Raw genomic sequence first — 20981 nt, forward strand, 5'->3', positions numbered from 1 at the left:
TCCCCTTCGCATAATCTGCCCCTATGTTTATTCAGTTTTTCGAAGAGCTAAAATCCGCTGGCCTACCTGTTTCCGTGCGCGAATACCTGACGCTTATGGACGCCTTGGATGCTGACCTCGCCTATAAACGCGTTGAGGACTTCTACTTCCTTGCACGCGCAACATTGGTTAAAGATGAATCCAATCTGGACAAGTTTGATCGGGTCTTCGGGCACACGTTCAACGGCCTGGATCTAATGAGCGAAGTGCCAACCGCCGAAATACCAGAGGAATGGCTGCGCAAGCTGACTGAAAAACACCTCACCGAGGAAGAGAAGCAGCTAATCGAATCCATGGGTGGCTTCGAAAAGCTTATGGAAACACTTCAAAAACGGCTTGAAGAGCAAAAAGAACGCCACCAAGGCGGAAGTAAGTGGATCGGTACCGGTGGCACATCTCCCTTTGGTGCCTATGGTTACAACCCTGAAGGCATTCGTATTGGTCAAGATGGCAGCCGTCATCGCCGCGCAGTTAAGGTCTGGGACAAACGCGAGTTTAAAGATCTGGACGACACGGTTGAACTGGGCACACGGAACATCAAAGTAGCGCTCAAACGCCTGAGAAAATTTGCCCGAACCGGCGCCGCTGACGAGCTGGATCTGGACAACACCATTAAGTCGACCGCTCATAAAGGTCTGCTTGATATTCAGATGCGCCCTGAAAGGCGCAATGCGGTTAAGGTACTGCTCTTCTTTGATATTGGCGGCTCAATGGATGACCATATCCGAGTGTGCGAAGAGCTGTTTTCAGCGACCAAAACCGAGTTCAAGGTGATGGAGTATTTCTACTTTCACAATTGCCTCTATGAATTTGTATGGAAGAAGAACAACCGCCGGCATACAGAGCGGATCAACACATTGGATGTGCTGCATAAATACCCAAGCGATTACAAGCTGATATTTGTTGGCGACGCCTCAATGAGCCCCTATGAGATCACCTATCCCGGCGGCTCTGTCGAACACTGGAATGAAGAACCCGGGCAGGCATGGATCAAGCGCTTTACAGACCTTTACCAAAGAGCCGTCTGGCTGAATCCCGTTAAAGAACAACATTGGGATTACACCCACTCTATCGGCATGATGAAGGAACTGTTTGACCAGCGCATGTATCCGCTCACTCTGGAAGGCTTGGATTCCGCCATGAAGGAACTTGTGCGCTGATACGCTGCAACACGGCAGCCATCATAAATTTACAGCTAGACTGCAACGGTTTTGAGTTTTAGACAGCACCACCAGCGCGGTTAGAGCGTGTGGGACAGGAATACGCAATTGCTTTCAGCTGGGCGCAAGCTGGTTGCGTTAAGCATCAAATGCATCAGATGAGCTAAGAGAGGCTATGCTGTGAGCAAATCTATTATGCGGCACCTGTTCACAAGGAAAGCAGCGGGCGCGATTGCCCTGATTGCAGGGCTCCTTGCAGGCAACGCCAATGCAACCCCTATTCCTCTGATCAACTCAGTTATTCCAGATCTCATCATCGAAAGCTGCCTGGATAAAACCGACGCTGCATTGGATAGCCCTCAATTTATTGATTGCCTGACGAACACCCTCACCAGGGAGCCAGGTGGCGACAACATCCATCGCAGTGATCCAACACACCGGCCTTCAACGGCAAACCATGTAACCAATACGCCAGACCGCCTGGACGGCTCCAACGTGGTTATATGCGCCTCCGACGACGCAAGCTACACCAAGTGCACGGTCTCCAACGCCAATCGCAACTACGTCCAGCTGCTGCGCCAAACCTCCACAGCACTGTGTAAACTGAACGAAAGCTGGGGCGTTGTTCCTTCCGCAATATGGACGGATAAAGGCTGTGCAGGCATTTTTTATGTTGGCAACAAGCCGTATGTACGTAAAACCGAAAATACAATCACCGCAAGCTCCTCTTCCGTCAAAAAATACATAACGCCGACAATCCCACGCGGGGTGGTCACTCCGATACCTAAGCTTCCCGAGTTTACGAAAGACGGTTGGCGGAAATGCGCATTGGAATTCCAAGTCTGTAAACTGCCTTTCGCAACCAAAGTTCGCTTCGGAAGACCTGGTGCTTTTTATGAAAGAAGTGCCGAAGGAAACGTTCACTGCCGAACAAGCACGTTTGGGGATCCAGCACCATCCTCAAAAAAAGCGTGCTATTATAAGCCCAAGCAAGATAGATCATCTCCTCAGGCAGCTCCGCCAACACAAGTTGTGACACAGGACCTACCACCTCTAAAAAATAGCCAGATTGCGCCCAACGATGACCTGTTCCTCAATGTCGCTGAACCATTATGGAAAGCTCGGGGTGCCTGTTCAAAGCTTGGCAGCAAGATCATTGCCAGCAAGAACTCACTGAATGAGCGGCCACTTTTGTATTTGGGGCTTGGCACCTTTGAAAACCAGCAGTTGAACCAAAAGCCGGTACTGGTGCGGACAGGCGACAAACTTGCAGGGCGCGGCGTCTATCAGCATCACGGGCTTTATGTCCCATTCAACTTTTCATGTGCATTGAACCGGAGCGGACGAACCGCTCAGCATTTTGTGTTTCATGAGCAAAACAGCGATTTAATCACACAGGATCTGCTTCCTAACCCAGATACGTTCTCAAAAGAGGCTGCCTCTCAAGATGGCGTTGATGGCTCTTATGTCTGGGCAGCAGGACTACCTGTTGGCGAACAAGATGACAAAGCGGCAGTACTGGTGCACGGCGTACCAAAAACCGACGACATAGATTTTTATGCACGCTGCCTCACCGGAAGTGGGAACATAGAAATTATGTTCCAGAAAACGGTGCCAAACCTACAGCAAGGTGACAGCTTGCTCATTTCTCTGGCAACAAGCCGCTTTACAGAAAGCTATGTCGGCTTAGGGAGCGCGCTGGAGCCAGAAACAGGGGTTCCGCTGCCACTTCTCAAACTTAGCAACGACGCTTCTTTGTGGAACCGCCTGACGCATGACAACACATTAAAAGTCAACCTTGGCGGTTATGGAATTTACAATATCAGCCTGAAAGGCAGCGCAAAGGCTGTTCCCGACTTTGTCCGCGCCTGTGGCAACACCCGATGAGTTATTGAGTATTAAAGTACTTTCCAGGTGTCGTACCAAAGGCCTTGCGAAACTTGGAAATAAAGGGACTAGCCCCCTCATACCCAAGTTTATGAGCAACATCACCAACGCTGCGCCCAGCTGAAAGAAGCTCCAAGGCACGAAACAGTTTCGCCTGCCCACACCATTTTCGATAGCTCCAACCCGTTTCATCAAAGAACCGGCGCTCAAAAGTGCGTTGCGACATTTGTGTTCGCTGTGAAGCCTCTGCCAAACTTGGCAAATGCGCGGGACAGGAAGTAATTGACCTGCACAGCGCTTTCAACAGCTCATGATTTACCGGCATTGGCAACTGCAATGGCGCATCTGGCAGGCACTGCAGCTGATCCATGATAACACCGGCAATCCGCGCTGTTGGCCCATCAAGTGCGTAATTTCTCGGTGCTGCCATCAACTCCTGAATAAGCTCTTTAAGCAGCGGCGTCACCTGAATGACCACAGGTTTGGGAGGCAAAGCCCCCAACAAGGCCTCTTTCATGTACAAGCTGCGAAACCGGGTTTTTGCGGGGTAAACGGTCTTATGCGTCATACCAGCAGGTATCCAGAGAGCCCGCTCAGGCGGGGCAACAAACGTTCCCTCCTCGGTAAAAACCGTAACAGAACCTTGCACAATATGAACCAGCTGCCCGCGAATGTGAGAGTGATCTCTCCCTGCTTCACCCAGAAGTCTGTCTTCCGCATAAGCAACGATAGGCTGAGGGAGATCATGTTGAGGCGCGGTATAAACATCTTCATGAATTGGCATCAAAAGTCCTTTGGCGATTCAGCGATATTTTTTGGCAAACTAGTACTAACACGTAAGTAAAGATTTCTCTTATTTAATTCTGAAGTCACTCATAAGATTGAAGCCCATGTTCACCATTATCCAAGACATCCGCGCCAACTGGCGCTCCCCCTTTGTATTTCTTCTGGTTGTCACCATTGCCTCCCAGCTTTCATTTTCTGTGTGGTGGAACCTTGTCAATAATTTCGCAGTCAACACGCTTGGGTTCACTGGTCAGGAGATTGGTATCCAGCAGTCCATCCGGGAAATTCCAGGCCTTTTGGCATTCACCGTGATCTTTATGCTCCTGATCTTCAAAGAGCAGACATTCGCCCTCATCTCATTGGCATTGATGGGCTTTGGCATCGCGATTACTGGTTACTTCCCATCAGCAATTGGCTTTTATGCAACCACGCTCATCATGTCCTTTGGGTTTCACTATTACGAAACACTCAAACAGTCATTGTCTTTGCAGTGGCTACCCAAAGAACAAGCCCCTCAGCTGCTTGGTAAAATTCTTGCTGTTTCTTCACTGGCGTCTTTGTGCGTTTACGGGCTGATACTGGTCAGCTGGAAAGCATTCAACCTGACATATGAAGATGTGTTCCTGTGGGCTGGTCTTGCTGGCATGGCATTAACGCTCTTTGCTGCTCTTGCATTTCCCAAATACAAGGCAGCGGTTGAACAGCACAAGAAACTCATCTTGCGCAAGCGCTACTGGCTTTACTATGCCCTCACCTTTATGAGCGGAGCCCGTCGCCAGATCTTCACCGTCTTCGCTGGCTTCCTCATGGTAGAGCGCTTTGACTATGAAGTGCACCACGTAGCAGGCCTGTTCTTGCTCAATGGAGCAATAAATATGATCCTTGCTCCGAAAATCGGCGCCTTTATCGGCAAGGTCGGCGAACGTACAGCCCTCACCTGCGAATACATCGGCTTGATCATTGTCTTCATGGCTTACGCATTCGTAACGAATGTGTACGTGGCTGGAGCGCTTTATGTCATCGACCATGCATTCTTTGCCATGGCAATTTCAATGAAGACCTATTTCCAGAAGGTCGCGGAGCCTGCAGACATTGCCCCGACCTCCGCAGTTGATTTCACAATCAACCATATCGCAGCCGTGGTGATACCAGTGGTATTCGGGACGATCTGGCTTTTCTCGCCCACTCTCGTGTTCATCGCAGGCGCTGCGATGGCCTCCATCAGCCTGATCCTGAGCCGGATGATCCCGCGCCACCCAGAACCAGGCAATGAGACAGTCTGGGTTGCCGCATCAAAGCAACAACCTCTTGCCGCAGAATAACAAAATCAACGTATATACAAAAAAGGCTGGCCCTAAGAGCCAGCCTTTTTTGTTCGCTATAAAGCGTAATTAACTCTGGTTCTCGGGAATATGAACCACGAGGCCGTCCAGCGCATCTGTCACGCGGATCTGGCAGGACAAGCGCGATGTGTCACGAACATCCTGAGCGAAGTCCAGCATATCTTCTTCCATAGGCTCAGGCTCCCCTGTCTTGTCGTTCCACGCAGCATCTACGTAGACATGACAGGTCGCGCAGGCACATGCACCACCGCACTCTGCTTCGATTCCAGGAACCATGTTCTTTATTGCGTTCTCCATAACGGTAGAACCAGCAGCAGCATCCACATCATGGCTTTCACCTGATGAGGTGATGAAAGTAATCTTTGGCATATTGAAAGTCGTCCCGACCCTGATTGACTTATTCTGATGTCATCAGATACAGGCAGGCGCGCTGCTATTCAAGAACTTCTGGTAAAGGCCTATCAGGCGAAGCAGCACAGCCAGTGGTTCACTCATAGTTTACGCAGGGTCTCCACGTCTTTAGTGACGGCCTCAAGGCAGGCATTTACAAGGTCCAGCTTAGGTGCACTCCCATGAACGCTCGCTTGTTCAACAGCCTCCAGCGCATCCGCGAATGCAAATGCCCCAACCCCAAGCGCTGAGCCTTTGAGGCGATGCAGCCGCCGCAAAAAAGACTCAGAGTTCGACGTCGCGAATAGGCCCCGACGGAAATCCTCGAGCTGCTGACCAAACACCTCTAGCAATTGTCCTTGCAAATCTGGGTCATCAAATGTCACCGCAAAGAAGTGCTCCCTACATATGGAGCCTGTAAATTTATGTAGTTCCGCAGCCATGTTAATGCCACACCTCCAAACACAGCCAAGTGACTCAAAGTTATCGTTATATTCGGAAAGTTGATTCGCTTGCGTAATTCAAAACGCGCCGCAGCAATGACTCAGCGGCGACTCTGCCCCTTAATTCCCTTGGGCTACAGAATCTATTCCCCACATGAAAACACAGGTTTATATTTTATGGTTAACAATATCCTAGCGCCCAGATTCAAATCTAGACTCGCCAACTCGCAAGCAACCTTCACTGCCACCATAAGTTAACATTGACAAGATGCTCTGTTAAAAATGGTTAACAAGATTTTTCGAATTATTATCCCGCCCCAGCACCTCACGACCCTTTTCTGTGAGCTTACAAACAAGCCATTCAGGCTTCAACGGGTTGGAAAACCAAGGCTCCGCCCACCCTGCCGCAACGCACACCCGCACGGTCGCTGCTGGCACTTGTCGCCCACTCTCATCAAACAGCGGTAACTTTCCACCTGCTTCGTTAAGACCTCGCCTTAACCATTTGAGTTGCGTAGGACTCGGCCGGTCGATCCCTTTAGAACTGACTGGAGAATTATCGCGATTACTCATAGAGAGTTCCCCCCAAAAATGCTGCCTGTGACTTATCGTAGGGCACCTAAAAATCACGGCTACTTCTGTTGTACAGTCCACCGGATTGTGCCATTAGGTTAAGGGTAGCTGCAAGGTGGGGAAATCTAAATCTTAATGCACCGTTAATCTTAACGGGTCGCTTTGATTCTTAAAACTCCCTGTTTTTGGCCCTAGAAGTTCAACAGTGCTCTCGTTCAGAGCCGTTGGATTCTATGGGGCCATTACGTTTTGTTTGGAGTGCGTTCTTGTTTGGGAGGAATGCTTTCGATACGGGCAAACACCTTGCGGTGACGGCGCTGGCACAAAAGGCGTAATCATGTGCTGACGACCGGCAAGTAGAGAGTACGGACGCGAGGCGAGATATGGCGAACACCCCGAAGGCGAAAGCACCATCGGAAGTGGCTCTGTCAGCGGTAGAAGAAGCCCTTCAGGCGGATTTTGGCGCTCCACAAGAGTCGATTTTATCCGGCGAACAGGACACCAAGGTTGCAGATGCTCCGCAAATGTCTGCCAGCCAGGCGAAGGAGGCTGCCACAACCGCACCTTCCTCCGACAAAAAGCTGGCGCAGCTTGTAGAAGAGGATCAGGCTCCTAGGCAGGTTCGCAAGCGTGGTCGTGGTGGCCGTCCGCCAACAGCAAGCAACGATGACCGTCAGTCTATCGGTTCATTGATGTTTGCCTTGCAGCGCAAGCCCTCCGCAGCTCCGTTCTGGTTCTCATTTGCAGTCTCCGTTGTTTGGGCAAGCCTTGGCCTGGCAATGTCTTGGGGTTCCTTTTCTGCTCAACTGGAAAAGTCGTCTTCTTTTGCTGGCGTATTTGATAACCCAACCCTCGTTCTTATCTCCGTCTTTATTGTTGTCCCAATCGCATTTGCCTGGGTCATGGCTCTTATGTTCTGGCGCGCGCAGGAAATGCGCAACGTCGCAAGGGGTATGACAGAAGTTGCTCTGCGACTGGCTGAACCAGAAGATGTTGCCAAAGAGAGCATTTTGAACGTCGGTCAGGCAATCCGCCGCGAAGCCGCTGCAATGGGTGATGGCATTGAACGCGCCATTGCACGTGCCAGCGAGCTGGAAGTGCTCATTCATAAGGAGGTCTCTTCCCTAGAGAACTCCTATAATGATAACGAACTGAAAATCCGCCGTCTTGTAGAGGAACTCGTGAGCCAGCGCGAAGCCATTCAGGCCAATGCCGAACTGGTACGCGAAACCATCTCCGGCTCTCATGAAAACCTTGCCTCACAGCTCGCAAACACATCTGAGGAATTCGCCTCCTCAGTAGATCGCGCCCGGGAACGCCTCACCGGTTCGATCGATGCCACGCTTGAGCAGATGACGAGCAAGATTGAAACTCGCGTCTCTGAAGTCACCGACAGCTTTACAGAAGCTGGAAGCGATATGGTCTCCTCGCTGACCGTTCGCTCTGATGATTATGTCGAACGCCTGACATCAACTGGGTCTGAACTGGTCGAGACACTCTCCGAGACCGGTAGCAAACTCTCAGAAACCCTGCATGAACGTAGCTCTTCCATTAATGAAGAGTTCTCCTCTACTGCAAGTTCCTTTATCGACAACCTGACAGATCGTGGTTCGGACCTGAACTCACGCCTGTCAGAAACCTCAGAAACTCTTGTCAAAAACCTGGCAAGCCGCAGCGACGAAATTACCTCTTCCCTGTCCACCACAGGAACCGAGATTGTCGCCGGCCTGTCCGCTCACGGCAACGAAATTAGCGAATTGCTTGCTGAACGCGGAGAAGCTCTTAACGCAACTCTGGGCGCTGCTGGCGCTGATTTGTCTGCGACCATCACTGGTCAGACAGAAGCAATGAGAGGTGCGCTACAGGCTCAGGGCACTGAGCTGACTGCATCTATCGAAGAGACTGTCTCCTCTGTAACCAACCAATTCACCGGCGCAAGCAGCCAGCTTACAGAAACGCTGGTTACCACTTCTGGTGCCGTTGTTGGTCAGATTTCTGCAGCAAACACAGAGCTCAACTCAATTCTGACCACAGGTCTTTCTGAGTTCACAAGCAGCGTTTCAGAAACCAGCTCAGAGCTGACACAGACCCTTGTGATCACCTCTTCGACCGTAACTGAACAGATCACTGAAGCGAACACGGCCCTCACCGGCACGCTCAACACATCTGTACAGTCCATCAGTGAAGTCTCTGAGCACGCAAGCACTCTGATTGTCGACACGCTAAACTCCGGCGTTGCTACGCTGACCGAGAGCGTTTCCGGTGCAAGCCAACAGCTCAACGAAACCCTGACAGGTACAACGGCTGCCGTTACAGACCAGATCAACAGCGCGAACGACACATTGAACGAAACAATGACCCTTGGTGTTGTTTCCATCAACCAAAGTGTCGAAAACGCCGGATCCGAGCTGACAACAACGCTTCTCAGCACCTCTAACGAAGTCACTGAGAAAATCGCGACAGCCAACGACAACCTTACAGAAACACTCAAGGGCAGCGTTGAAACCATCACACGTACAGTGGATGGCGTCAGTGGCGAGCTTTCTCAGTCTCTTGATAGCGGTGTAGAGCTTCTGTCGCAGACTGTGTCTGGCACAACCTCTGCCATTGCCGAGACAATGGAAAGCGGCGTAACCAACCTTAATGAGAGCGTACACGGTGCGACATCTCATCTGACAGAAACACTGGAATCAAGCGCCAGCAACTTCACAGCATCTGTTAGCGGCGCAACTGCCAACATTTCAGAGGCTCTGGAAGGCGGTGTATCAAGCCTGAGCGAAACTGTTACCGGTGCAAAGGCACAGATCTCCGAAACTCTCGACAGCGGCGTCTGCAACCTCAGCGAAACAGTCAACTCGGCCTCGTCTCAGATCTCCACCACGCTAAACAGCGGCATTGGTAGCTTGAGCGATACTGTAAACACTGCAAATGCGCAGCTTACAGACACACTGAACCTGACAGTAACCTCGGTTGCAGAGCAGTTTGGAAATTCAAACGCGCAACTGCATAACACTCTAGAAACGTCCATTACCGGCATCACTGATCACTTCTCGACCGCAAGTACTCGCCTCACCGACGAGATCCTTACCCGCGGCGAAGAAATCAATGCCAACCTGTCTCTTACAAGTGGCCGCCTGATCGATACGATCACCGGACGCACAGAAGAGATGATGGGCGTTGTTGATGAACGTGTTACCAATCTGGATACAGCCTTGCGCGCAACCGGCGAGCAGGCTGCAGACGGCATTGCCAACCGTGGTCGCGAGATCAACGATGCAATTGCTATCCAGTGTACCGACTTCATCGAAACCTTGTCCCACCGCTCCACAGAGGTCTCCGAAGTCCTTCGTGGCGCTGGTGAGAGCATCATTGCTGATCTGTCACTACGTGGCGGCGACATTGCAACGCGTCTTGACGAAACTGCAAACACTTTGGGTACAACAATCACCGTCAGCGGCGGTGCATTGGCTGATCGCCTTGGCGCTGTCAGCACCCAGATTTACGAGAGCATCACAATCAACGGCGCTGAGCTGGATCAACGTCTTGCAGAACGCGGTGCTGAAGTTGCTGAAACAATCAGCACTCAAACTTCCGTCTTCAAAACTGCGCTGGAAAGCACCACAGCTGACATCACCGGTGCCCTTGGTCTGCGGACTGAAGAACTGGCTGATAAACTGGCTGACACCGGTACTGAACTGGCCTACCTCATCGGCTCTCGCGGTGAACGCGTCACAGCTGATCTGAACGAGATCGGTGATCGCATCACTGAGACGCTCGACATTCGTGGTCGCGCACTCAACGATGGTTTGGCAAGCCGCCTTGCAGAACTGGAGCAAGTGGTTACTGAGAACGGGTCCGACCTTGTTCAGTCCCTTGATCTGCGCAGCCAGAACCTGGGCGCTTCCTTCGACAGCCGCATTCAGACGTTGGATGAAAAACTCGAAGAACGCACAAATACGTTCGAGCAGAGCTTCGATACACGTGCTGTTGCACTGACAGAAACCATCGAAAGCCGCACCAACAAGCTGGCCGACGCTGTCGAACAGGGTACCGGCATCATTGCCAGCACTCTGGAAGAGAAAACTCAGTCGATCTCGAAAATTCTGGAGGATCGCACCGACCTTATCGCGGTCAATCTTTCCGAACGTGTGGAACAGGTTGGGGTTTCCCTCTCCAATCGCGCAGAAAAAATCGGCGAAATCCTCGCACAGCGCAGCGAAGCCATCGAAGAGACAATCTCATCGAGCCTATCCACCTTCGATCAGGCCGTGGGCGATAAAGTTGAAGCAGCAGCAACTGTCATTTCCGACCGTGCTGAACACTTGGCTGACTCCCTGTCCACTGGAACTGAGCGCATCGACAGCGCACTCGACGCCCGCGCCAAGCAGATCTCAGAAACACTGGTTACTCGCACCCGTGAAATTGCTAAGGCATTCCACGAGGGCCAAACCGAGATCAACGAAGCGCTCGACAGCCGTCTGGAAGAAGCTGGCAGCATCATCGTACAGCAGTCCAAAAACCTTACAGACGCTCTGTCCGAGCAGGTTGCAGAGATCAACGTATCACTCGGCTCCAAAGTCTTCGAAGTTGCCGAAACTCTCGACAACCGTTCCAAAGCTCTCGAAACAATCCTCACAGATCGTCTCGAAGCCATCTCCTCTACAATGGGAGACGAAAGCGAGAAGGCAGCCACCACGCTCACAAGCGCAATGGCAGAAGCAACAACCTCCCTTGGCTCTGAGAGTACTCGTGTACGCGACCTTATCCTTGAAGTTGTTGGTCAAGCCTCTGATCGCCTTGCACAAGAACGCGATCTCACAACCGAGAAGGTTGTCAGCAGCGTAGAGCAGCTTTCCGGTACATTGAGCAAGGAAGGCGAACGCCTTCAGGAGATCGTCTCCAACTCAATCGGCCAAGCCCGCAACTCTCTGGAAGGCGAAGGCGAAAAAGCAGCCTCCGCAGTATCCGACGCGATGGCAACCGTTCGAGGCACGCTCACGAAGGAAGGCGACGAGGTTGCACAGCGCGTTCTGTCCACCGTTGCACAGGCCGCAAACGCCCTTGCAGTGGAAAGCGAAAACGCACGCGCCATGTACACTGCAACCCTGGCAGAAATGTCTGGTGCACTGACAGGCGAGAGCGACAAGGTACGTGGTGACCTGTCACAAACCATCGAACTGGTTACCGGTCGCCTGTCTGCAGAAAGCGAACGTTCCAAAACGATCCTCGCAGAATCTGCAGAAGATGTTCGCAGGCTCCTGGCTGGTGAAACAGATGAGGTTCGTACCCGCGTCTTCAACACCATCGAAGAAGCAGCAGGCACCTTGTCCACCCGCGTTAAATCTGTAGCAGACGAGCTTCTTGCGAAAGCAGAAAACCTCAACGATGCATTCGGCAGCCGCTCAGCTCAACTGTCCGAAATCATCGGCAAGGACGGCAGCGAACTTATCACTGCAATTGAAACCCGCGCCCATGACCTCACGACCCGTGTCAACGAAGTGCAGAGTGCAATTCTTGATGCAGTGACCGTGAAGGGTCGCGAAGTTTCTGACCGCTTTGCACAAAACGGATTGCAGGCAACCCGCGATCTCGTTGAAGCTGGTGAAAAAATTGCGACCGTCATCGACGAACGCAGCAACATTGCAACCACACGTCTGGATGACAGCCGTGAACGGATGCAGTCTGACATGAATGCCCTCCTCAATGCAGTTTCCACCAAAGGGCATGAGGTCGCGGAGAACGTCACACGCCAAGGTGCAGTCGCAACCGAAGCATTGACCCAGACGATCGATGGCATCGGCAACACCATCGAAGACCGCACCCGTATGGCTGTAAACGTCATGACAGGAACCAAAGAACGTCTGGAAACAGATGTCTCCGAGATCCTGACACGTTTGAACGCCTCCAACGGCAACCTCCGTCAGATTCTCTCTTCTGCAAGCGAAAATCTGTCTGAAGTTGAAACCAACCTTGCCAACCGCGCAGGTGAGTTCAGAACAGCAATTGATCGCGCTGTAACCGAGACTGAGGCCGCTAACGCAACCATCGAGGCTCAGGTCGGCCAGCTCCGCAACACAACACACACTGTGCTGGCGGACGCTGCTAAAATTGCAGGCCGGATGGAAAATCAGAACCAGCTCCTTGGTCAGGCTATCTCTGATCTGGAAGCAACAAACAACCACGTGGACAGCCGCTTCACAGACCGCCGTATGGCGATCGAGATGGTTGCAGACACCCTCATCCAGAAGACACAGGGCGTCGAGCAACTTATGGCCAACTACACCAACACTCTCGGCGATACGCTGGAAGTTGCAGACGACAAGGCACGCGAAGTATCAGGCATGCTCCGCGCCGCTGCAGAAGCGGCAACCAAATCTGTGACAGAGCAGTTTGAAAGCATGCGCATGACTGCTGGCCTTGAAGGGCAGAAGGCTCGTGATGCGGTTCGTACCGCTCATGATGAAGTCCTTCATGACATGAAGGCAACAGTCACAGAAGCATCCGAGCGCTTTACAGATGCAACCGCACGCATGCGCGATGTGGCACGCTCCGTCCATCAGGAACTGGAAGCAACCCGCAGCGAGCTCAACGCAGGCATTCTGGCTCTGCCAGATGAAGCAGAAGCATCAACCTCTGCACTGCGCCGTATCGTGAGCGAACAGGTGAAGGCACTGGAAGAACTCTCCACTATCGTGTCTCGCCAGTCCTCTCAGTTTGATGTGTCGACACCAGCTGAACCTAACCGTACCGTTACCGCAGCTCCTGCTGCAGTGACAGCTGGGGCTCAGTATGCAGCAACCGAAGCACCAACCTTGCAGCAGGTTGCAGCATCTAATGCAAAGCCAGCACGCATGGCACCGGCCCCTCGCCGTATGGAAGCACCTGCGCCTCGTGTAAAGCGGGCACAGGCCGCACCAGCACCGCAAGCAGGCGGCACGTCCAAGGGTTGGATCAGTGACCTGCTCCGCCGCGCATCAGATGATGAAGAGGGTATGGGCGCACCACTACGCGATACCTCAAACGCCCGCACACCTCAGCACATGGTGGAATCCCTCAACTCGCTCAGCATGGACATTGCAAGAGCCGTTGATCATGAAACCTTCGTTGATCTGTGGGAGCGCTACAAGCGCGGCGAACGTGATGTCTTCACACGCCGCCTGTACACACTGCAAGGTCAGCAAACCTTCGACGAGATCCGTCAGAAATATGGTCGTGATCCTGAATTCCGCAGCGCAGTAGAGCGCTACATTCAGGACTTCGAGCAACTTCTCTCCCAGGTCTCCAGAAGCGACAGCGACAATCAGCTTGGTCAGACGTACCTGACCTCTGATACTGGCAAGGTCTACACCATGCTGGCACATGCAAGTGGTCGCTTCGACTAAGCTGCAATAGACACTTAAAATCAAAAAAGGCTCCTGAATTTTCAGGAGCCTTTTTTGTTGGTTAGCTTGAGCTTTAAAGTCACACGTGGAGACAGTCTTTACTGATTGGCAATCTGCTCCCATATGGCTTGCGCCACGGTCCCTGCTGGTATGTCCCTGCGTCGCATCACATAGTGCAGCACCGGGGTTGCCGCATAGCCCTCAACGTTAAGCGCAACAAGCGTGCCCTGCTCCAGCTCCTTCTCGATCATGTAGTCAGGCATGCCACCCCACCCCATGTTCTCCAACAGGATCTCCTTCTTGGTTGCAAAGTCAGAAACAGTCCAACGTAACCCTCCCGGCATCAGGCCTCGGCTTTGCTCTTTCGACTGGCTACTGTCAGCGACCACGACCTGTACATAGTTTTGCATCTCAACCATCGTTCGAAAACCATTGTCCTCTGCAGCCGGAAAATCTCGGTGTGCAACTGGCAGCATCGTAATCGGTGTCAATGGAACCGCTTCGACCAGATCCATTGGTACCTCATCCAGCGTGGTAATGATGATCTGTGCTTCCTCAGAGAGCAATCGCTCGAGCGGCCCACCCATGCTATCGCGTGAAAGGCGAATATGAGTGGCTGGGAATTCGCATGTCAGCTTCCCGATCAGCTTCAAAAGTGGTGGCAGTTGATAAGTTGACGAGACAGAAAGCAGCACCTCTGCTTCATGGTCGGAATTCAAATTCTGAGCGATTGATTTCAGGTCCCGCATTCGGCGCAGAACTCTCGTGGAGTGTCGATAAAAGACCTCACCTCGTGGAGTTAGTTTGGGGCGGTAGTCCTCACGTGAAAGCAACTGAAACCCGATCTCGTCCTCAAGTTTCTTCAGCATATGACTGACTGCAGATTGCGCCTTATTCAAATGCTCAGCCGCTCCCCGAAACGTCCCTGCACTCACAATTGCATCCAGCACAACCAACTGCTCAAACGTCATTCCATTTCCCTCCAACATTACGATCTATAAAATAGATCATCTATGTGAAAATACAATGTTATTAATATATCAAAATGAGGGTTAGGTTCTTTTCAGACAACAAGGAACCAAGCAGATGAGCTTGAACAACACACGTATTATCCACCGCGAAGACCTGCCGCTTGGGGGCTTTGCAGGCATCATTGAGACCCGGATGGTCCAAAACCCCAAGCTATGGAAAAGCGCAAATGAACGCACAGACATCAGTCACGGTCTTGGAGACTTTCTCTATCTGGCGACGGGCCACTTCAAACCAGATGACGGAGCGCCCCTTCACCCGCATCGCAACGTAGACATTGTAAGCTTCATCCCAAAAGGCGCCGTCGGCCACGAAGGCACAATGGGTCACGGGACGACAATTCAGGGCCCAGGCGTCCAAGTGCAACGCGCGGGAACCGGCATTGAGCACGCCGAATTCAGTTTGAATGGAGAAAAAGCTGATCTCGTTCAGCTCTGGTTCTCTCCACCAGAAAATGACCTTGAGCCTGGCTACCAAGAGTACAAGCTGGAGTCCGGTAAGATGACAACAGTGCTGGGAGGGCATGACGACAGCGTGTTCGCCAATAACATGACATGTGAGGTAGGCCTATTGCCAAACGGTTCACAAGCGACCACCGATCATCCTTTTATTGCCTTCCTTTACGAAGGAGAGGCAACCGCAAATGGACTATCGCTCAAATCAGGAGACTTGATCGAGGGCGATGCGCTGGACCTTGTCACCCATACGCCATGCAGTCTCGTTCTCATCCAGTTCACCAAAACATTCTAAGCAACCGACTCATTTAGATACGGAGATAACTCATGAAACTGATCGCCTTTGGAGCAAGCAATAGCAAGAGCTCGATCAACAAAAAGCTGGCAACCTATGCGGCTTCACTCGTAGACAATGCTCAGATTGAAGTGCTGGACATCAACGATTTCGACCTGCCACTGTTCAGTGAAGACTTGGAAAAAGAACTCGGCCACCCACAGGCAGCGCAAGATTTCATAGCGAAAATCTCAGAGGCTGATGGCTTGGTGATTTCCTTTGCAGAACACAATGGCTCATATACCGCCGCTTACAAAAACCTTTACGACTGGGCAAGCCGCATCGAACAGAAGGTTTATCAAAACACGCCGGCGGTGTTTCTTTCAACCTCCCCTGGTCCAGGTGGTGCCTCCAGCGTCTTGAACTCGGCTGTCACATCCGCACAGTTTTTAGGAGCAGAATTAAAGGCCTCTCTTTCTCTAGGAAGCTTCTACGATAAGTTCAATCTAGAAACCAATGAACTGCACGACACCACAGCTTTAAACGAACTCCGCACAACCATGCAGCAACTCGCAGCCATTCCAGCCTAATCTTGAGGTGAAATTGTTCCGTTAAACTCATGTCAAAACCAATATCCTGCACACCCTCATAATGTCAGGTTTCATGTCTACAGCGCTGTCGGGCGTTCTATCATGGCTAGAACTCAGCTTCACCCTCGCGTGGCTTACAACTTGGGGCAACCCGATCGTAATCGCATGGTCCATTGCACTCACTCTGGATCTGATCGCCAGATCAAGTCTGCGTAATGTATATGTTAGGGTTGCAAAATATTGGGAAGGAAGTGGCGCAAATCTTCAAGCTTCAACGGCACAAAGCGAAAGCCAGCAGGCCACTTTCGTTTACCAATACCCAAGTGGTCTGCTTGTAAGATGGTGTTAAACCCGGTTCAATGAGACGTTACGCTTGGCCCTTAACAATAAAGTATCTTTGGCAAAACGAATGCTAACCTCTTGAACACAAAGCCGGTCTTTATAAGAGGTGCTTAGGATAAGAAGGAAGCCTATGCTTGATATACCCGTCCGCTTTCGCAATTGGATCATCCTTGGCCTTGTTTCCGCTCTTATGGCGCTGATCCTTCTGGACGAATCTGTATTTGGTCCTGCCCTGCCAACAATCCAGTCAGACCTGGGTCTGTCGCGCACAGCAACTCACTGGGTGATCAATGCCTACCTGCTTGTGTTTTCAAGCTCAGTGGCGCTTGGCGGAAAGCTGCGAGATATGTACGGGCTCCACGTCCTAGTGGGACTAGGCGGAAGCTTCTTCTTGATTGGCAGTCTTCTAGGGGGAGCATCACAGTCGGAAATCATGATCATCATTGCAAGAGCCAGTCAAGGCCTTGGCGCAGGCATGCTCTACCCGGTGGTAGCAACAACGATTACGGCAACCTTTCCAGCCAAACAACACGGCATGGCTCTTGGTGTTATGGCAAGTACCGGCACGACTTTCCTCGCTCTTGGCCCGCTGCTGGGTGGGGTTTTGACCGAATATGCCAGCTGGCGTTGGGTATTCTGGTTCAATGTCCCCCTTATCTCTGCCATCTGGTGCGCCATTGCTCTCATCTTGCCGCACGCACCTATCACTAAAAAGACACAGGAGAAAGATTGGCTTGGTCTGAGCCTGTTGCTTTTCGGCTTGCTTTTGTTTGTTTACGGTATCATGGAAGCTCCAGTGGGAGGGAGCGCCCAACTATTAATAGTCGCCGCCATTCCAACAGGTCTTGCGGTGCTGTCTTTCTTCTATTGGTTTGAAAGTAAAGCCCGCTCACCGCTAATCGATGTAAGAGTTCTCAAAAACCTATCGATTACCGCATGCTGCACAACAACTTTTGCGGCCCAATACTGCAAGCTCACAGTAACGATCTTCATCGCACTCTATTGCGTTAAGGTTCTTGAACTCTCACCGCTGAAAAGTGGGTTAGCCACATTCGTATGCGTTTCAGCAGCCCCAATAACTGCGCCATTTGCCGGTCGCATAGCCGATAAATATGGTTCACGACGGCCGGTCCTCCTAGGTCTTTTCATTGCAGGCACATCGCTTTTTGCAGCCGCCATCTGCATCCAGCACAACCTCCTTTATCCCACATTGGCAGTTTTATTTATCTGGGGCATAACCTTGCCCTTTTGTTACGTGCCCTCAGTTCGCCTCACCATGAACCAGACCACCCCAAGCAAGCGCGGTGAAGTTCTCGGGATTTTTGGAACAGCCAGAATTATGGGGGGCACAATCGGAATCGCCGTCAGCAGTATGATACTTTCACTCACACAGACTTACGATGCTGTCTTTTTCACAGGTTCAAGTATCTTAGGCCTGAGTTTCCTATTTGCGCTGTTCTTTATGATTGCCAAAGAGTCGGAGGGTAGCAGCGGCATCAAAAACTAACCCTTATCTGTGATCCAGCCTTATCTGTAAAACAACCCGCGGCAAGCTCTGGCTTAATTTGCCTTTGCACCAGAACCAGCAGCTGCTGCCAGCTGACGGTTGCCTGTTGCTTGCTGCTGATTAAGCTCAGCGCGTTGAGCCGCAGCCCTGCCACGTGAAAGACGGCCAACCGTGTTGATCGACCAGCTTGCAATTTGGGCCAGCACATTGTCAGAGGCAGCATTGAGCGCCGGGATCGCATCAGAAACGCTATCACCACTTGTCGGCACACTGGCCGCAAATACATGCATACCAACAGAACGACCATCACGATCATCAACGATGCGCGCGGCCACTTCCACATAGGCCTGATCACCACCATCTACCTGCAACTCGAAGGCACGCAACGTCGTTTGCAGCTGATAGTCAATCAAGAGCCCCTGACCAGGTTGAGAAACACCGCGCAACTTCCCTGTATTTTCCAAAGTCTCGACAAGCTTAGCCTGAAATACACGAGGAAGCGTGTCAGTCCAGGCAACCTTAGGGAAATAGGAATAGACGGGGCCCCCGCCCTGCGTCACAGCAATGTTGCTTGTATCCAGCGCCTGCAATGCAACCGGTGTTGCAACCAGCACCTGATAGTCAGAGGCGCCGACTTTGACAGGAATATCGCTAGGCGCGGTCAAACCATACAGCGCATCTGGACCGCTCGTTCCACACCCAGCCAGCCCACTCAGCAGAACGGTAGCAACAACGATATGTTTAATTGTCGAACCGAACACGCGGAGCTCCAGCTTTCTGCAATAAGCCACCCTCATTTTTCCGAGTCGCTTCCCTATATCTTTGTCAGACATTTCAAAAAACTCAACGCCGCTGTGCCCCATTAAATACAGGTGTGTCTGATCCGCCGAAAATCACACGGTTCGGATTACGATCAAAATTGCTTACAGTGCGCCGAATCTCAATAAGTGTCTGGTTTAACTGCTGCATCGCTGCTGTAAAGTCCTGCCCGCCTTGTTGGCTCAATTTCAACAGGGCAACTGAGATTGGTTCTGCTCGCTTGGCAAAAGCATCTGCGACTTCCCGAATAGAAGCAGCCGCGTCTGTCGCTTCCTTGATAAAGCCTTTTCCATCAGCTGAAACCATGCCGTCAACTTTCTCCAAGATCGTATTCACCCGAACAGAGGCTGCGTTGAGATTCGAGGCGATGTTCTTTGCCTGGTCGATAACCTTCGTGACGTCCGGAACCTTCTTTTTAATCTCAATGCTCATGTCATTGACTGACTTGGCAGCATTTTGGATTTCATCAATTGCTTTAGCAAGTTCCGGTGTTTTATCTGCAAGCGTGGTGGCCACTTTATTTGCAGAGGTAACGATGCTTGTAACTTTCACTGGATCAATCGCTGCAACAACCTCGTTAGTATTGGCAATCAACGCATTTGCATTGTCCATCGTTTTGGTAAGTTGGCCAGATACCACGGTCAGGTTGTTGCCAATTTCATCGGCAGAAACAATAACGCGATCAATCTCTTTATTCCGCCCGGCGACCAGATCACTGACCTGACGAATATTGGCTGACGCCTTACCCGCATCATCAATCGCTTTAGCAATTACCTGATCCTTATCGGACAGCGTTTTCGTAACCGTTTCCACCGATGTCACAATGTTCCCGATCTGCTCAGGGTTCACCTTATCCAAGATACGGTTGGCGTTTTGAGTGGTTAAAACAATCTCCTGTGACGCAATCTCTGCATTCTTAACGATGCGGTCAATGACTGCCTCGTTCTTGGTCAGCTCCACAATCAATTCACGCGCATTGTCCACCACCAAAGAGGCGGAGGCTAACATCGAATTGATGTCACCGCGGCGCTCAGTAAGAACGCCGCCAAGATCTGAGGCTCCCTTGAGAATACGCTCAACTTCCTCTGGCTTAACAGCCGCAATCACAGCCTCAATCTGGGCAAGCTCATCGGAGAGCTCTGTGGTAAAGTTTAGCAACTGATCAGAGGCGAGCTTGCCGTTTGCAACGATATCGCCAACCCCATCTGCCGAAGCTGACAGTTTGTTGGTCATCACCTCCACATTATTGACGATCTGACCAAGCTTATCGGGCGGTACATTCGCCAAGAGCACTTCACCGCGATCAACGAGATTGCCAAGTTTGCCAGATAGCCCAGTGAGCGCCTTGCTGGTTTCCGTAATACCGGCAAGAAAATCATCAACTCCCGAAGCATTCTTTGCCAAAGCGTCCGTAAAGGCCTCTACGTTTTTGATGGTCTTTTGCACATCTGGGCGCGCACTAATCACAAGTTCATCAATATTGGAAAGCGTCGAATCCGCTTTACGCATAATGTCCTTCGCCCCTTCCAGCAGATCTTCAAACTGCGATCTGCGAGCGTACATAACCGGGATTGTCTCCTCAGCCTTGGAAAAGAGCGCAGGAGATTCTGTGGAACCACCAGACAGGTCAACATATGCAACGCCAGTCAGACCAGTAAACCCAAGGGAAGCAACGGTATCGCGGCGCAACGGAGCGTTTGCATCAACGCGCACAATGGCAACAACCAGCTTCGGGTTACTCGGATCATACGTCAGAGCGCTTACGTCACCAATCTTGATACCGTTAAACAGCACCTGACCACCAATCGGCAAACCAGTAACAGCGCCCGGGAAAATAATCTTGATATCACGCCGGCCCGAACGGTCACCCGCACTCAACAGCCAGAATGTGAACAGGAAAGCAATAGCCACCACGGTCAGAACGAATGCACCGATAGCGATATTATTTGCGCGGGTTTCCAT

At 51.6% G+C, this 20981-nt stretch carries 15 protein-coding genes; 8 read left to right on the forward strand and 7 right to left on the reverse strand.

All coding sequences use genetic code 11. From position 1 onward, the window contains the following. Window positions 1-23 precede the first annotated feature (23 nt). Window positions 24-1199: a vWA domain-containing protein gene (locus BMZ51_RS13405; RefSeq protein WP_068002149.1), complete on the forward strand. Its 1176-nt coding sequence runs from the start codon at window positions 24-26 to the stop codon at window positions 1197-1199. Window positions 1200-1379: 180 nt separating this feature from the next. Beyond that, on the forward strand, window positions 1380-3086 hold the full coding sequence (locus tag BMZ51_RS13410; protein WP_208979458.1) for a DUF3011 domain-containing protein: 1707 nt from the start codon (window positions 1380-1382) through the stop codon (window positions 3084-3086). Between the two features lies 1 nt (window position 3087). On the opposite strand, the gene BMZ51_RS13415 is transcribed toward BMZ51_RS13410, so the two are convergent. Continuing rightward, window positions 3088-3870, reverse strand: coding sequence for an AraC family transcriptional regulator (locus BMZ51_RS13415; protein ID WP_068002154.1), 783 nt, complete (start codon window positions 3868-3870; stop codon window positions 3088-3090). 106 nt (window positions 3871-3976) lie between these two features. On the opposite strand from BMZ51_RS13415, the gene BMZ51_RS13420 reads away from it, so the two are divergent. After that, window positions 3977-5194 carry an MFS transporter gene (locus tag BMZ51_RS13420; protein WP_068002158.1) on the forward strand — a complete coding sequence of 406 codons (1218 nt, stop codon included), beginning with the start codon at window positions 3977-3979 and terminating at the stop codon, window positions 5192-5194. Window positions 5195-5263: 69 nt separating this feature from the next. Here BMZ51_RS13420 and BMZ51_RS13425 read toward each other — a convergent pair whose 3' ends face one another. From BMZ51_RS13425 to BMZ51_RS24100, 3 genes are all read right to left on the reverse strand, one after another. Further along, a complete protein-coding gene (locus BMZ51_RS13425) occupies window positions 5264-5584 on the reverse strand; it encodes a 2Fe-2S iron-sulfur cluster-binding protein (protein WP_068002161.1) in 321 nt (106 codons plus the stop codon). A 122-nt stretch (window positions 5585-5706) separates the two neighbouring features. After that, the gene (locus tag BMZ51_RS13430) at window positions 5707-6048 is read right to left on the reverse strand and encodes an Hpt domain-containing protein (protein ID WP_208979459.1); all 342 of its coding nucleotides are present in this window, start codon (window positions 6046-6048) and stop codon (window positions 5707-5709) included. A 276-nt stretch (window positions 6049-6324) separates the two neighbouring features. Beyond that, window positions 6325-6621 carry a hypothetical protein gene (locus BMZ51_RS24100; protein ID WP_068002164.1) on the reverse strand — a complete coding sequence of 99 codons (297 nt, stop codon included), beginning with the start codon at window positions 6619-6621 and terminating at the stop codon, window positions 6325-6327. A 383-nt stretch (window positions 6622-7004) separates the two neighbouring features. On the opposite strand from BMZ51_RS24100, the gene BMZ51_RS13440 reads away from it, so the two are divergent. Then, window positions 7005-14003, forward strand: a complete 6999-nt coding sequence (locus BMZ51_RS13440; protein WP_068002167.1) for an apolipoprotein A-IV repeat region-like domain-containing protein — start codon at window positions 7005-7007, stop codon at window positions 14001-14003. Window positions 14004-14101: 98 nt separating this feature from the next. On the opposite strand, the gene BMZ51_RS13445 is transcribed toward BMZ51_RS13440, so the two are convergent. Beyond that, complete coding sequence (locus BMZ51_RS13445; protein ID WP_068002170.1) at window positions 14102-14974, reverse strand: LysR family transcriptional regulator; 873 nt, start codon at window positions 14972-14974, stop codon at window positions 14102-14104. 115 nt (window positions 14975-15089) lie between these two features. Here BMZ51_RS13445 and BMZ51_RS13450 point away from each other — a divergent pair, with 115 nt between their 5' ends. The 4 genes from BMZ51_RS13450 (at window position 15090) to BMZ51_RS13465 (ending at window position 18200) form a co-directional block, all read left to right on the forward strand. Then, window positions 15090-15782: a pirin family protein gene (locus tag BMZ51_RS13450; protein ID WP_068002173.1), complete on the forward strand. Its 693-nt coding sequence runs from the start codon at window positions 15090-15092 to the stop codon at window positions 15780-15782. Window positions 15783-15814: 32 nt separating this feature from the next. After that, on the forward strand, window positions 15815-16351 hold the full coding sequence (locus tag BMZ51_RS13455; RefSeq protein WP_068002176.1) for an NADPH-dependent FMN reductase: 537 nt from the start codon (window positions 15815-15817) through the stop codon (window positions 16349-16351). A 46-nt stretch (window positions 16352-16397) separates the two neighbouring features. Next, on the forward strand, window positions 16398-16700 hold the full coding sequence (locus BMZ51_RS24735; RefSeq protein ID WP_476748453.1) for a DUF2798 domain-containing protein: 303 nt from the start codon (window positions 16398-16400) through the stop codon (window positions 16698-16700). Between the two features lie 123 nt (window positions 16701-16823). After that, complete coding sequence (locus BMZ51_RS13465; protein ID WP_068002179.1) at window positions 16824-18200, forward strand: MFS transporter; 1377 nt, start codon at window positions 16824-16826, stop codon at window positions 18198-18200. A 53-nt stretch (window positions 18201-18253) separates the two neighbouring features. Here the strand turns inward: BMZ51_RS13465 and BMZ51_RS13470 are convergent, their stop codons facing one another. Both BMZ51_RS13470 and BMZ51_RS13475 read right to left on the reverse strand, forming a co-directional pair. Further along, a complete protein-coding gene (locus BMZ51_RS13470) occupies window positions 18254-18961 on the reverse strand; it encodes an ABC-type transport auxiliary lipoprotein family protein (protein WP_208979460.1) in 708 nt (235 codons plus the stop codon). Between the two features lie 82 nt (window positions 18962-19043). Beyond that, a complete protein-coding gene (locus BMZ51_RS13475; protein ID WP_068002185.1) occupies window positions 19044-20981 on the reverse strand; it encodes an MlaD family protein in 1938 nt (645 codons plus the stop codon).

Source organism: Pseudovibrio axinellae, assembly GCF_900110875.1.
Taxonomy (GTDB): Bacteria; Pseudomonadota; Alphaproteobacteria; order Rhizobiales; family Stappiaceae; genus Pseudovibrio; species Pseudovibrio axinellae.

Excerpts from the sequence above, each read along its gene's own strand:
- BMZ51_RS13405 (WP_068002149.1), top strand. The coding sequence starts at position 24 with ATGTTTATTCAGTTTTTCGAAGAGCTAAAATCCGCTGGCCTACCTGTT.
- BMZ51_RS13415 (WP_068002154.1), bottom strand. The coding sequence starts at position 3,870 with ATGCCAATTCATGAAGATGTTTATACCGCGCCTCAACATGATCTCCCT.
- BMZ51_RS13420 (WP_068002158.1), top strand. The coding sequence starts at position 3,977 with ATGTTCACCATTATCCAAGACATCCGCGCCAACTGGCGCTCCCCCTTT.
- BMZ51_RS13425 (WP_068002161.1), bottom strand. The coding sequence starts at position 5,584 with ATGCCAAAGATTACTTTCATCACCTCATCAGGTGAAAGCCATGATGTG.
- BMZ51_RS13430 (WP_208979459.1), bottom strand. The coding sequence starts at position 6,048 with ATGGCTGCGGAACTACATAAATTTACAGGCTCCATATGTAGGGAGCAC.
- BMZ51_RS24100 (WP_068002164.1), bottom strand. The coding sequence starts at position 6,621 with ATGAGTAATCGCGATAATTCTCCAGTCAGTTCTAAAGGGATCGACCGG.
- BMZ51_RS13440 (WP_068002167.1), top strand. The coding sequence starts at position 7,005 with ATGGCGAACACCCCGAAGGCGAAAGCACCATCGGAAGTGGCTCTGTCA.
- BMZ51_RS13445 (WP_068002170.1), bottom strand. The coding sequence starts at position 14,974 with ATGACGTTTGAGCAGTTGGTTGTGCTGGATGCAATTGTGAGTGCAGGG.
- BMZ51_RS13450 (WP_068002173.1), top strand. The coding sequence starts at position 15,090 with ATGAGCTTGAACAACACACGTATTATCCACCGCGAAGACCTGCCGCTT.
- BMZ51_RS13455 (WP_068002176.1), top strand. The coding sequence starts at position 15,815 with ATGAAACTGATCGCCTTTGGAGCAAGCAATAGCAAGAGCTCGATCAAC.
- BMZ51_RS13465 (WP_068002179.1), top strand. The coding sequence starts at position 16,824 with ATGCTTGATATACCCGTCCGCTTTCGCAATTGGATCATCCTTGGCCTT.
- BMZ51_RS13475 (WP_068002185.1), bottom strand. The coding sequence starts at position 20,981 with ATGGAAACCCGCGCAAATAATATCGCTATCGGTGCATTCGTTCTGACC.